Source organism: Brachybacterium sp. GCM10030252 (assembly GCF_042666535.1).
Lineage (GTDB): Bacteria > Actinomycetota > Actinomycetes > Actinomycetales > Dermabacteraceae > Brachybacterium.
Window position 1 is genome coordinate 37521 of the sequence record NZ_JBHTDM010000031.1, and the last position, 13428, is coordinate 50948.

The window sequence follows — 13428 nt, forward strand, 5'->3', positions numbered from 1 at the left end:
GCGGCTCTCAGGTCTCCCGCAGCCGCTGCGGCGCCAGGATCACGGCGCCCAGCGGCGGCACGGCCAGGCGCACCGAGTGCTCGCGGCCGTGGACCGGCAGGGACTCGGCGTCGACCCGTCCGAGGTTCCCGATCCCGCTGCCGCCGTAGACCGGCGCATCGGTGTTCAGCAGCTCGAGCCACGTCCCGCCCTCGGGCAGCGGCACCCGGTACTGGTGCCACGGCTCGGGGGAGAAGTTCAGGACCACCACCACCGGCTCGCCGGCGTCGTTGCGCCGCACGAACGCGATCGTGTTGTGGCCGGCGTCGTCCCCGATCAGCCACTCGAAGCCGCCCGGGTCCTGGTCGCGCTCGTACAGCGAGGACAGCTCGGCCTGGAGCGCGTTGAGGTCGGTGACCAGCTGCTGGGCCCCACGGTGGAGCGGGTACTCCAGCAGCCACCACGGCAGGCCGTCCTGCTCGGACCACTCGGTGCCCTGGGCGAACTCGCTGCCCATGAACAGCAGCTGCTTGCCGGGGTGGGTCCACTGCAGCGCCAGGTACGCGCGCAGCGAGGCCGCCTGCTGCCACTCGTCGCCCGGTGCCTTGCGCAGCAGGGAACCCTTGCCGTGGACCACCTCGTCGTGGCTGATGGGCAGGACGAAGTTCTCGGAGTACTGGTAGACCATCGAGAACGTCAGCTCGCCGTGATGGTACTGACGGTTTATGGGGTCCTCGCCGAGGTAGACGAGGGTGTCGTGCATCCACCCCATGTTCCACTTGAAGTCGAAGCCGAGGCCGCCGGTGTCCGTGGAGGCGGTGACTCCGGGGAACGACGTGGACTCCTCGGCGATCATCACGATCCCGGGAGCACGCTTGGACGCTGTGGCGGTGGCCTCCTGCAGGAATGCGATGGACTCCAGGTCCTCGCGCCCCCCGTACTGGTTCGGCACCCACTGGCCGTCCTCGCGGGAGTAGTCGAGGTAGAGCATGGAGGCGACGGCGTCGACCCGCAGGCCGTCCACGTGGAACTCCTCGAGCCAGTAGCAGGCGTTGGAGACCAGGAAGTTGCGCACCTCGTGCCGTCCGGTGTCGAAGACGTAGGTGCCCCAGTCGGGATGCTCCCCCCGGCGGGGATCGGCGTGCTCGTACAGCGGGGTGCCGTCGAAGCGGGCCAGGGCCCATTCGTCCTTGGGGAAGTGGGCGGGGACCCAGTCCACGATCACCCCGATGCCGGCCCGATGCAGCGTATCGATCAGGTGGCGCAGCTCGTCCGGCGATCCCAGGCGCGAGGTGGGCGCGTAGTAGCCGGTGACCTGGTATCCCCAGGAGCCGCCGAAGGGATGCTCGGCCAGCGGCATCAGCTCGACGTGGGTGAAGCCGAGCTCGGTGACGTAGTCGACGAGCTCGGTGGCGAGCTCCCGGTAGCCCAGGCCCGGCCTCCAGCTGCCCAGGTGCAGCTCGTAGATCGACATCCGCGAGGAGACCGGGTCGTGGGAGGCGCGCTCGGCGAGCCAGGCGTCATCGCTCCACTCGAAGTCGCTGTCGGTGACGACGGAGCCGGTCGCGGGAGGCACCTCGGCCCGTCGGGCCATCGGGTCGGCCTTGTCCTTCCAGACCCCGTCGGCCCCCAGGATGCGGAACTTGTAGGTCTCGCCGACGCCGACCCCCGGCACGAAGATCTCCCAGATCCCGGAGGAGCCCAGGGAGCGCAGGGCGTGGCCGCGTCCGTCCCAGCCGTTGAAGCCGCCGACGACCTGCACGGCCCGGGCGTTGGGCGCCCAGACGGCGAAGGAGGTCCCCGCGACCTCGTCGATCGTGCGCACGTGCGCCCCCAGGGCCCGCCACAGCTCCTCGTGACGGCCCTCTCCGATCAGGTGCCGGTCGAGTTCGCCGACCGTCGGCCAGAAGCGGTACGGCTCCTCGTACTCGACCGGGGATTCCCCGCCGGCCCAGGTGACGCGCACCCGGTAGGAGGGGAGCTCGGCCATCGGCAGCGAGGCCACCCAGATGCCCTCGAACTCGTGCTCCATCGCGGCCGAGGTGCCGTCGGGCAGGAGCACCTCCACGGCCCGTGCGAAGGGCTTCAGGGTCCGCACCGTGACGCCGCCGTCGTACTCGTGGGCCCCGAGCACCGAATGGGGATCGTGATAGCTGCCGGCCGCGGTGGCGCCGCGCTCGTGGTCGCTCAGCGGCATCACCTGCGGGGCGGGGGGATGCGGCGCGGTGGGAGACGGTGAGGGGACGGGGTCTGTCGGGCCGGTCATGTCAGGCCTCCTCGGGGTGGATGATCCGCAGGATGTGCGCGGGCCGGTCGCTCGCGCTGAGGATGACGTAGGGATCCCGGGTCCAGGTGAAGCGCTCCGAGGTCATCAGGTCCGCGACCTCGAACGGGCGGTCGGGATCCTCGAGGCCGAGCTCGGCGGGATCCAGGTGCAGGGTGGTCCAGGCGTCGCGGTCGTGCTCGGTGAGGGAGACGACGAGGATCGTGTCCGGTGCGCCGGTGCCGCTGGCGTGGGCGTCGAGATGCTTGGAGAAGACCAGCACCTGGGCATCGTCGGCCTCGTGGAAGCGGATCGCGGTCAGCGACTGCAGGGCGGGATGCTCGCGACGGATGCGGTTGAGGTCCCTCAGCAGCGGCTGCAGGCTCGTGCCCGCGGCGAGGGCACCGGTGTAATCGCGCGGCTTGTACTCGTACTTCTCGTTGTCGATCTGCTCCTGCGCGCCCGGGCGCGGCACGTCCTCGACCAGCTCGTAGCCGCTGTAGATGCCCCACGTCGGCACCAGGGTCGCCGCGAGGATCGCGCGCAGCACGAAGGCGTTGCGCCCGCCGGAGGACATGAACGGGGTGAGGATGTCATGCGTGGTGGGCCAGAAGCTGGGACGCATGTACGGCGCCGCCGCGACCAGCTCCTCGAGGTATTCGCGCAGCTCCTCGGCCGTGTGCCGCCACGTGAAGTAGGTGTAGCTCTGGTGATAGCCGACCTTGCCCAGGGTGTGCATCATCGTGGGCCGGGTGAAGGCCTCGGCGAGGAAGATGACCTCGGGGTGCTTCTCGTCGAACTCCGCCAGCAGCTCCTCCCAGAACCGCACCGGCTTGGTGTGGGGATTGTCGACCCGGAACAGCGTCACGCCCCGGGAGACCCACAGCTCCAGCACGTCCCGGATCGCCGCGTACAGACCCTCGTAGTCGGTGTCGAAGCTGAGCGGGTAGATGTCCTGGTACTTCTTCGGCGGGTTCCCCGCGTAGGCGATGGTGCCGTCGGCCCGGACCGTGAACCACTCCGGGTGCTCGCTCACCCACGGATGGTCGGGGGAGCACTGCAGGGCGAGGTCCATGGCGACCTCGAGCCCCAACTCCTGCGCGCGGCCGACGAAGGCCTCGAAGTCCTCCTCGGTGCCCAGATCGGGGTGGATCGCGTCGTGGCCCCCGTCGGCCGACCCGATCGCGTACGGGGAGCCGGGATCGCCGGGCCGCGGATCCAGGGTGTTGTTGCGGCCCTTGCGGAAGGTGGTGCCGATGGGGTGGACCGGGGTCAGGTAGGCGACGTCGAAGCCCATGTCCGCGATCCGCTCCAGCGACTTCGCGGCCGTGGCCAGGGTGCCCGAGACCCATCCGCGCTCGGGCTCGAAGCGGGCCCCCTCGGAGCGGGGGAAGAGCTCGTACCAGGAGCCGTACAGCGCGCGCCGGCGGTGGACGACCAGACGGTACGGGCCGGAGACGGTCACTCCCTCGCGCAGGGGCCGCTCGGCGAGCAGCCCGCGCAGATCCGCCGCCAGGGCGGGGGCCACGCGGGCCGATGCGGGCAGGCCCGGGGAGCGCAGGCTCTCCAGCGCCGCGCGGACCACCGGTCCGTCACCGGCGGGACGCTCGCCCGCCTCGACCTCGGCGAGCACCCGGGACAGGACCAGGGCGCCCTCGGCGCAGACCAGGTCGGGATCGATGCCCGCGGGGATCTTGACCTCCGCGGTGTGGGCCCAGGTGTCGTACGGCGCCGAGAACGCTTCGATGCGGAAGGACCAGTGCCCCGTGCGATCCGTGCGCACGGTCGTCTCCCACAGGTCGAGGCCGGGGTTGACCGACTCCATCCGCAGGCGCTGCTCCGCCCCGTCGGGGTCGGTCAGCACGGCCTGGACCCCCATCGCGTCGTGGCCCTCGCGGAAGGCGTTCGCGGAGATCGTCACCGTCTCGCCCTCGGCGCAGGAGGCCGGGAACCGCCCACCGTCGACGACGGGGCGGACGTCCATGATCGGGATCCGGCCGATGCCCGCGTCGAGGCCCGCCGGGCGCCGGTGACGAGGGATGGACTCGGTGGTCTCGGACATGGCCTCTCCTGCCTGACACCTCGGTGTCTGCGTCGGACGCGGTGACGGTCCTCACGATAGCTGTTCGCGGACCTCCCCCGGGTCGTCGGCGGTGATCCCGAGGACCACCACGCTGGCCGGCTCCACCACGACCGCGCGGTCGCGCACCGGAGCGGCGGGCAGATCGTCCTGGCGCTCGAGCGCGGTGTCCAGGAGCACGCGGGCCCGGCCCTGCGGCCACGGCGGGCCCGGCAGCTGCACGGTGGTGGCCTCCGCCTCGGCCGAGAGGATCACCAGCAGGTGCTGGGATCCCTCACGCCCGGGCACCGCAGGACGGAGCATGGACAGCAGGTGCCGGGACGGGTCCATCCATGCCGCATGGTCCAGCTCCTGCCCGTCGGCCCCGAACCATGCCACCGCTCCCGCATCCAGGGCGGCGGGATCCGCCGGGCGCAGGAAGTGGGGCGAGCGCAGCTGGGGATGCTCACCGCGCAGCGCCAGGACGCGCTTGACCGTCTCACGCAGGGGACCGGGCCTCCACGGGACCCATGAGATCTCGTTGTCCTGGCAGTAGGCATTGTTGTTGCCCTGCTGGGTGCGGCCCATCTCGTCCCCGGCCGTCAGCATCGGGGTCCCGGACGCCAGCAGCAGGGTGGCGAGCATGCCGCGGGCGGTGCGACGGCGGGACGCCTCGAGCTGGTGATCCTCGGGCCCGGCCTCTCCCTCGTGACCGTGGTTCCAGGAACGGTTGTCGGAGGTGCCGTCGCGGTTGTCCTCGCCGTTGGCCTGGTTGCGCTTGGTCTCGTACACGGTCAGATCGCGCAGGGTGAAGCCGTCGTGGGCGGTGACGTAGTTGATCGATGCCCACGGCGAACGGAGGCTGCGGCCGGGCGGCAGCTGCTCGGGGTCCTGCCCGGTCAGCAGATCGCTGGAACCGGCGAGACGGGTCGCGAGGTCGCGCACGCCGCCGATGCCGTCCTCGCCGGTGCGTGCGCGCTGGGCGCGGTCGGAGAGCCAGAAGGCCCGCACGTCGTCGCGGAAGGCGTCGTTCCATTCGGCGAACGGCACCGGGAAGCCGCCGGTCTGCCAGCCGCCGGTGCCGACGTCCCACGGCTCGGCGATCAGCTTGACCCCGCGCAGCACGGGGTCGGTGACGATCGCGCCCAGCAGGGGATGGTCGGGCCGGAAACCGCGGTCCTCGCGACCCAGCGTCGCGGCCAGGTCGAAGCGGAACCCGTCGACGTGCACCTCGCTGACCCAGTAGCGCAGCGAGGCCAGGATCAGGTCCATCACGTGCACCGAGCGCGGATCCAGGGTGCCCCCGGTGCCGGTGACGTCGACGAAGGTGCCCTGGTCCATCCAGTAGTACTCACGGTTGTCCAGCCCGCGCAGGGACAGGGCCGGCCCGTCGGCCCCGCCCTCTGCGGTGTGGTTGTAGACCACGTCGAGGATCACCTCGAGGCCCGCGGCGTGCAGGCTGCGCACCATGGTCTTGACCTCGTCGAGCACGGCCTGCGCGCCGGCGTTCTGGGCGGCGGCCGTGGCCAGCGACGGCTCCGGGGCGAAGAACGACAGCGTGGAGTAGCCCCAGTAGTTCGGCAGTCCCAGCCGGGTCAGGTGCGGCTCGTCCATCGCGGCATGGATCGGCAGCAGCTCGACGCTGGTCACGCCCAGGTCGCGCAGGTGGCCGGTGACCGCGGGGTGGCCGAGTCCGGCGTAGGTGCCGCGCTGCTCGGCCGGGACGTCGGGGTGCAGCCGGGTCAGTCCCTTCACGTGCGCCTCGTACAGCACGGTGGCGTCCCAGTCGACCAGGGGACGCAGGTCGTCCTGCCAGTCGAAGGCGTCGGAGACGACGACGGACCACACCGCGTCCTCGCCGTCGTCGATGTCGCTGGCCACCGGCGGGTCGCCGACGCGATCCAGCATCGCGTCCACCTCGAACGGGAAGAAGGAGCTCAGCAGCGGCGAGGAGTGCGACACGCCGCGGGCCCACGGGTCCAGCAGCAGCTTGCGCGGGTTGGACAGCAGGCCCGCCGCGGGATCCCACGGGCCATGGACCCGCAGCCCGTACCGCGTGCCCGGGAGCATGCCGGTGACGTGGTCCCAGCGCAGGCCACCGTCGAAGTGCCGCAGACGCACCCGGCGCTCGGCGGTGCCCTGACGGATGCACAGATCCACCGCACCGGCACGCGGAGCCGCTACGGCGAAGGTGCCGCGTCCCTGGTCGTCCACGGAGAGTCCGGGGGCGGTGGGTGCGACCGGGGGCGTGGCGCGGTCGAAACGATCTGCTAGCACCTGCGCATTCTGCCACTGCACCTTCGCCCACCGCTGCCCGCGGACGCGGCGACACCGCCGGAGCCCACTGCCGTTAGGATCGACGCGGACCAGCAGGCACAACAGGTACGCACGACGGGGGAGCCGCAGCGCATGAGCAATCCACCGAGCCAGCAGGCAGCACCAGCTGGACCTCCCGGCGCAGCCCCGGGCCCCGGCCGGCCCGGTCAGGGCGGGTCCGCTCAGGGCGGGCCGCAGCGACGGCCCGGTGACTTCGCCCCCTCCTCGTCGGCGATCCCGCCCGCCGATCTCGAGCGCAGCTCCTCGATCGTCTCCACCATCGCGAAGGTCTTCCAGTCCCGCGTGGTCGGCCAGGAGAACCTGCGGCTGACCCTGCTGACCGCCCTGGCCGCCGGCGGCCACGTGCTGCTCGAGTCCGTGCCCGGCCTGGCCAAGACGACCGCCGCCAGCGCACTGGCCTCCTCGATCACCGGGTCCTTCGCGCGCATCCAGTGCACCCCGGACCTGATGCCGAACGACATCATCGGCACCCAGATCTTCAACTACGGCTCCGGCACCTTCACCACCCAGCTGGGCCCGGTCCACGCCAACGTCGTGCTGCTGGACGAGATCAACCGCTCCAGCGCCAAGACGCAGTCGGCCATGCTCGAGGCGATGCAGGAGCGCCAGACCTCCATCGGCGGCGAGGTGTACCACCTGCCCGAACCGTTCATGGTGCTGGCGACCCAGAACCCGATCGAGGAGGAGGGCACCTACGTCCTGCCCGAGGCGCAGATGGATCGCTTCCTCATGAAGGAGATCCTGACCTACCCGCGGCCGGGCGAGGAGCACGAGATCCTCGACCGCTCGACCTCGGGCAGCCTGACCGGGCCCCGGGAGGCCCTGGGCAACGTCTCGCTGGAGGACGTGCAGTTCCTGCAGTCGATGGTCGACGCCGTCTATGTCGATCCGGCCGTGAAGCGGTACATCATCGACCTGGTCTTCACCACCCGCGGGTCCGGTCCGCGCCCGGTGCCGAACCTGACCCAGTCCGTGCGCGTCGGCGCCAGCCCCCGCGGCTCCCTCGCGCTGATGCGCGTGGGGCAGGCGCACGCGCTGCTGCAGGGGCGCGACTACGTCACCCCCGACGATGTGCGGGCCATGCGCTACGGGGTGCTGCGCCACCGGCTCGTGCTCACGTTCGACGCCCTGGCCAGCGGGGTCAAGCCCGAGCAGATCATCGACGCGGTGTTCCACGCCGTGCCGATGCCCTGAAGTCGACCCTTCCCCGACCCCTTCCCACGACACGGACGGAGCGCGCGAGAACTCGATGGCCACCTCGTTGCTGACCCGGGTCAAGGCCCGGGTCGACCTGCACACCTCGAACCGGGCGCGCGGGCTCATCCAGGGCCGCGGACGCTCCCTGTTCAAGGGCAGCGGCGAGGACTTCGACGACCTGAAGTACTACCAGCCCGGGGACAAGATCTCCGACATCGACTGGAAGGCCACCGCCCGCTCCGGTGAGCCCCTGATCCGGCAGTTCAACGAGGAGCGGGTCCGCCACCTCTCGATCGTGGCCGACACCTCTTCCGCGATGGCCGCCACCGCGGCCGACGGCACCTCCAAGCGGGAGGCGATGGTCCTCGCCGCGGGAATGATCTGCTTCCTCGCGCAGAAGAACGGGGACCTGACGGGACTGGTCGCGGGCGACGAGCGCCGCCCGATCCAGCTGCCCTCCCGGTCCAGCGACGGCCACCTCGAGCTGCTGCTGCGCAGCATCCAGCAGGGCACCACCACCGCCTCGTCGGCCCCGGACAGCGCCTGGCTGCTGGAGCGGGCCTTCCGCGTCACCAAGCATTCGACGCTGATGACGATCATCACCGACGAGGCCCGACCCTCGGTGGAGGACTTCACCCTGCTGCGGCGCCTGACCACGCGGCACGACGTGATGGTCATCCGCGTCGCCGATGCCGACCCGTTGCAGCGCACCGACCTGGACCACGACGTGGTCGACGTCGACAATCCCCGTGAGGTGGCGTCCCTGGTGCGGACCTCCAAGCGGGTCGCGCGGGACGTCGAGGCGTACCGGCGGGCGCGGCGGGACGGGATCACGGAGATGCTGGACCGGCTGCACGTCAGCCACATCCTCACCCAGGGCGAGACCACCGTGGTCGAGGACATGATCGCCATGCTCCGGGCGAGGGAGTACCGCCATGCCCGTACCTGACCTGCTGCTGGCCTCGCCGTTGCTGGCCGAGCCCGCTCCGCCGGAGATCATCGACCCGCCCCAGTACTCCGTCGCCTGGATCATCCTGGCCGTGCTGTGCCTGCTGGTGATCACGGCGCTGATCCTGGGCACCCTGAAGATCACCCGTGCCATCGAGAAGCGCATCGCTTTCCGTCGGCGCCCCAGCGACGTGGAGAACCTCAAGGCCGAGTTCCTGCGCGCCGTCAACGACATCGCGGATCGGCACGACGCCGGCGACGTGGGCGCTCGCGAAGGCCATCATGAGCTGACCGGGGTGATGCGACGCTTCGTGCGCCGCACCACGGGCCACGACGTGACCAGCCAGGACATCACCACGCTGAGAGCGGATCCCCGCACCCGCGAGGTGGGAACCCTGATCGCGGACCTGTACGAACCCGATTTCGCGATGGCCTCGGACGCCGACCTGCGTGAGTCCGTGCGCCGCGCGAGGGAGGTGATCCGGCAATGGTCATGATCTTCTGGTGGGTCACCGCCCTGCTGCTGCTGGCCGCGCTGGCGGTCTGGGCGATCACGTTCTGGAACCGACGCGCGATGCGCAAGTCTCCCGTCCTGGTCGCCAACTCGCGGTACATGGACCGCATCCCCAGCTTCGTGCGCGCCCAGCGCATGGCCCGCGCGGTGCGGGTGCTGCAGGTGAGCATCGCCGTGATCGGCGTGCTCGCCGCCTCGCTGCTGTCGGGGCGGATCGCCACCGAGCGGATCGAGACGCCCGAGTTCTCCTCGCGCGACATCGTGCTGTGCCTCGACGTCTCCGGCTCGATGTACGAGTACGACACCGAGATCCTGCAGACCTTCGCCGAGATGGTGGACAACTTCCAGGGCGAGCGGGTGGCGCTGACGATCTTCAACTCGACCAGCCGCACCGTCTTCCCGCTGACCAACGACTACGACCTGATCAAGCGCGAGCTCGAGGAGGGCGCCGAGGCGATCGACTTCGACGAGTTCGGCTATCGCCTGGGTACCCGTGACTACTCCGATGAGAAGGTCCGCCAGTACGTGGAGTTCGTCGAGGGCACCCGCGGCATCGCCGATCAGGCGTCGATCGTGCCGGACGGCCTCGCCTCCTGCGGCATGGAGTTCGACCAGGCCGAGGAGGATCGCTCGCGCTCGATCATCTTCGCGACCGACAACGAGGTCAACGGCGAGCCGATCTACACCCTCCAGGAGGCCACCGAGGCCGTCGCCGGGCGCGATATCGACCTCTACACGTTCTACCCCGGGGCGTACGAGTGCGGCCCCGAATGCTTCGAGGAGCTCAAGACGGCCACCGAGGATCAGGACGGGGAGCTGTACGAATCCTCCGATCCGGAGGCGATCCCCTCGATCATCAACGAGATCCAGAAGACGCAGGCCGAGACGATGGGGGCCTCGCCGACAGTCGTGCGCACGGACCACCCGGGCCTCGGGTTCGTGCTGACCTTCCTCTCCCTGATCGGCATCCTGGTGCTGGGCTGGAGGGCTCGCTGATGCGCCTGGAGCACCTGATCCCGCTGTGGGCGAGCATCCCGCTGTTCGGTGCGATGACGATCTTCTGCGTCGTGCTGCTGATCCGGCGCCCGCGGCAGCGCGTGGCGTGGATGCGCCGGCTGCTGATGGTCCTGCTGCTGCTGGTGGTGGCGCTGCGACCGGTGACCCCGCTGGAGAGCGAGCAGACCGAGCGCATGAATGCCAACGTGTTCTTCGTCGTCGACCGCACCGGCTCCATGAACGCCGAGGACTACAACGGGGACCAGCCGCGCCTCGAGGGCGTCAAGGCCGACATGAACCGCATCATGGGCATGACCGAGGGATCGCGGTACTCGATCATGTCCTTCGACTCGACGGCCACCCAGCAGCTGCCGCTGACCACCGACGCCGGCGCGGCTCGGGCCTGGGTGGACACGCTGACGACGGAGCCCACCGCGTACTCCAAGGGCTCCAATGTGGACCGTCCTCTCGAGCAGCTGCAGGTCGAGCTGTCCGAGACCGCGCGCGAGGACCCGGAGTCGCAGATCCTGGTGTACTTCCTCTCCGACGGGGAGAACACCGACGAGCGGGAGTCGGAGTCGTTCAGTCCGCTCGCCCAGTTCGTCGACGGCGGGGGAGTGCTCGGGTACGGCACTGCCGAGGGTGGCCCGATGAAGGCTGAGGGCGGCCCCGAGGACGGCGAGTACATCACCGATGACAGCGGTCAGCGGGGGATCTCGAAGATCGACGAGGAGCAGCTCCAGACCATCGCCGGCGAGATGGGGGTGCCGTATCTGCACCGGGATGATCCGGAGGCGCCGATCGAGGGCACAATGGACGATGTCACGCTGCGGCCGATCCCCATGGAGTCCTCCCGCGACGTGGCGAGCTTCGATGACTGGTACTGGATCGCCTCGATCCCGCTCGCAGCCCTGCTGATCTGGGAGCTGGGGGAGATGACCTACAGACTTCCGCGCAAGCTGGATCGTCACGACATCTCAGGAGCGCAGAGATGAGCACACCGATCGCGGAGAGGCCGCGCACGGAGCAGTCCGCGCCCGCGGGCCCGCCGCCTGCGCTGGCGCAGGACACCAGCGGCAGGCCGAAGGACTTCGGGCTGAACGTGCGCCGTCTCCGGCGGACGCGGATGATCGTGTTCGCGATCCTGGCGCTGCCGATCCTGCTGCTGGCCCTGTTGGCCGCGAAGTTCATCTCCATGCCGATCACGCAGGCCACCCATCTCTCCGCGTACGGGGACGAGGAGTACCCGGTGGCCATCGAGCGGCTGGCGCCGGTCGAGTTCCTGAACTGGTTCGAGCCGTATCTGCCGCACCTGTCCAAGGGGACCGTGCTGCTGCAGCAGGGCGAGGACGCCGCTGCCGAGGAGGAGCTGCGCACCGCGCTGGAGGAATGGGAGAGCTCGAGCGACCTCAACGCGCCCATGCACGCCCAGTGCAAGATCATCAACAACCTCTCGATCGCCATCGAGCGCCAGGCAGACCAGATCGAGGATCCCCAGGCCCGCGCCGATCGCCTGTACGAGGCCGAGGAGATGCTCGCCGCCTGCGGTGGTGGCGGCGGTGGCGGCGACGGCGAGGGCCAGGGCGGCCAGGGCGGCGGCTCCGGGAACGAGGAGTCCGAGACCACCGAGGAGAACGGCGAACGGGTCGAGGAGAAGCGCCGCGAGGCCGACGAGGAGGCCGGCAACGACCCCGACGAGCGCGGCTCCGAAGGAGGCAGCGAGGGCGAGGGCGAGGAGCCCGGCGGTGGCGAACCGCCGCCCCCGGGCGACCCGAGCCGGGAGGATCCCGAAGGGGACGGCCCTGAGGAGGAGGCTCCCACCGAGGGCGACGGGGAGCAGCAGGAGAAGGACGACGAGCTCGAGGAGCGCAACAAGGACGCCCAGGGCGGCGAGGGCGAGGACGAGCCCAGCGGATCGGAGCAGGATCCGGCGAAGCCATGGTGAGCGACCCCGACGAGCGCGCATACCTCGACCATGCGGCGACCACCGTGCTGCGGCCGGTCGCGCGCGACGCCTTCCTGGAGGCTTCGACGGTGCGTGGCAATCCGTCCTCGGTGCACTCCTCGGGACGCCGCGCCCGCGCTGTGCTGGACGAGGCCCTCGAGACCATCGCGGGGCTGCTCGGGGTTCCCCGCAGCTGGCTGATCATGACCTCGGGAGGCACCGAGGCCGACAACCTGGCGATCCGCTCGGTACCGCTCGGCGTGATGGCGAAGGAACCGGCTCGCACGGCCGTGGCCGTGGCTGCGACCGACCATCCCGCGGTGGTCGCCACGGCGAGATCGCTGGCGTCGCTGACGCCGCCGGTCCAGGCGCGTGTGCTCGATGTCGATGCGCGGGGCCTGCTGCGTCCGGGGTCGGTGAGCGAGACTCTGGCCGACGGCGCTGTGAGCGTGGTCAGCGCGGCGCTGGTGAACAACGAGACCGGGGCACGCCAGGACATCGCTGCGCTCGCCGCAGCGGCGCGACCGCATGGGACCCTGGTCCATACCGACGCGGTCCAGGGCGTGGGCCACGTCCAGCTGCCGTCTTTCGAGGACGTCGACCTGATGTCGCTGTCCGGTCACAAGATCGGGGCGCCCGTGGGTGTAGGGGTGCTGGTGGCGAAGCCGGAGGTGCCGTTCGGCGTCGCCAGCACCGGCGGCGGCCAGCAGCGCGGGGTGCGCTCGGGAACGCTGGACGCGGCGCAGGCCTCGGCATTCGCGGCAGCCCTGCGCGAGACCCTGGCGGAACGGGACCGAGAGGGCCGGCGCGTGCAGGCGCTGGCCGACCAGCTCCGAGCCGGCATCCGCGAGATCGATCCCAGCGCGCGGTTCACCCTGCCGGAGGACTCCCCGACGTCGCCCCATATCCTTCATGTCGTGTTCCCGGGGGCCGATTCGGATTCGCTGCTCTTCCTGCTGGATGAGCGCGGGGTGGACTCCTCGGCCGGATCGGCCTGCTCGGCGGGGGTCACTCAGGCGAGCCCCGTCCTCGCGGCGATGGGCTTCACGGGCCCCCAGACCCGCGGCGCGCTGCGGTTGTCGCTGGGATGGACCAGCACGGATCATGACATCGACGTGCTTCTCAGTGCGCTGCCGGAATCACTGGAGAAGGCCCGCGCGGTGGGAGCCCTGCTCGGCTGAGCCCTCTCG

The 13428-nt window shown here is 70.6% G+C and carries 10 protein-coding genes; 7 read left to right on the top strand and 3 right to left on the bottom strand.

Going from position 1 to position 13428, the window contains the following annotated elements; all coding sequences use genetic code 11:
- Positions 1-7: 7 nt before the first annotated feature.
- Genes glgB through glgX form a run of 3 tightly spaced genes read right to left on the bottom strand, consistent with a single transcriptional unit; the run spans position 8 to position 6578 of the window.
- Positions 8-2245 carry a 1,4-alpha-glucan branching protein GlgB gene (glgB, locus tag ACFQRJ_RS13965; RefSeq protein ID WP_377019792.1) on the bottom strand — a complete coding sequence of 746 codons (2238 nt, stop codon included), beginning with the start codon at positions 2243-2245 and terminating at the stop codon, positions 8-10.
- 1 nt (position 2246) lies between these two features.
- Complete coding sequence (locus tag ACFQRJ_RS13970) at positions 2247-4304, bottom strand: maltotransferase domain-containing protein (RefSeq protein ID WP_377019793.1); 2058 nt, start codon at positions 4302-4304, stop codon at positions 2247-2249.
- A 51-nt stretch (positions 4305-4355) separates the two neighbouring features.
- On the bottom strand, positions 4356-6578 hold the full coding sequence (glgX, locus tag ACFQRJ_RS13975) for a glycogen debranching protein GlgX (protein ID WP_377019794.1): 2223 nt from the start codon (positions 6576-6578) through the stop codon (positions 4356-4358).
- A gap of 132 nt (positions 6579-6710) precedes the next feature.
- Here glgX and ACFQRJ_RS13980 point away from each other — a divergent pair, with 132 nt between their 5' ends.
- The 7 genes from ACFQRJ_RS13980 to ACFQRJ_RS14010 are packed head-to-tail and all read left to right on the top strand — an operon-like array spanning position 6711 to position 13419.
- Entirely contained in the window at positions 6711-7832 is a 1122-nt protein-coding gene (locus tag ACFQRJ_RS13980; protein WP_377019795.1) for an AAA family ATPase, read from the top strand.
- A gap of 55 nt (positions 7833-7887) precedes the next feature.
- A complete protein-coding gene (locus ACFQRJ_RS13985) occupies positions 7888-8784 on the top strand; it encodes a DUF58 domain-containing protein (RefSeq protein ID WP_377019796.1) in 897 nt (298 codons plus the stop codon).
- Complete coding sequence (locus tag ACFQRJ_RS13990) at positions 8771-9280, top strand: hypothetical protein (protein ID WP_377019797.1); 510 nt, start codon at positions 8771-8773, stop codon at positions 9278-9280. Before ACFQRJ_RS13985 ends, ACFQRJ_RS13990 begins: the two co-directional genes overlap by 14 nt.
- Positions 9271-10293 (top strand): VWA domain-containing protein, encoded by a 1023-nt coding sequence (locus tag ACFQRJ_RS13995; protein ID WP_377019798.1) that lies wholly within the window; start codon positions 9271-9273, stop codon positions 10291-10293. Before ACFQRJ_RS13990 ends, ACFQRJ_RS13995 begins: the two co-directional genes overlap by 10 nt.
- Positions 10293-11288 (top strand): VWA domain-containing protein, encoded by a 996-nt coding sequence (locus ACFQRJ_RS14000; RefSeq protein WP_377019799.1) that lies wholly within the window; start codon positions 10293-10295, stop codon positions 11286-11288. The genes ACFQRJ_RS13995 and ACFQRJ_RS14000 overlap by 1 nt, the downstream gene beginning before the upstream one ends.
- Entirely contained in the window at positions 11285-12238 is a 954-nt protein-coding gene (locus ACFQRJ_RS14005; RefSeq protein WP_377019800.1) for a hypothetical protein, read from the top strand. Before ACFQRJ_RS14000 ends, ACFQRJ_RS14005 begins: the two co-directional genes overlap by 4 nt.
- Positions 12232-13419 (top strand): cysteine desulfurase family protein, encoded by a 1188-nt coding sequence (locus ACFQRJ_RS14010; RefSeq protein WP_377019801.1) that lies wholly within the window; start codon positions 12232-12234, stop codon positions 13417-13419. Before ACFQRJ_RS14005 ends, ACFQRJ_RS14010 begins: the two co-directional genes overlap by 7 nt.
- The last annotated feature ends 9 nt before the right edge of the window (positions 13420-13428 follow it).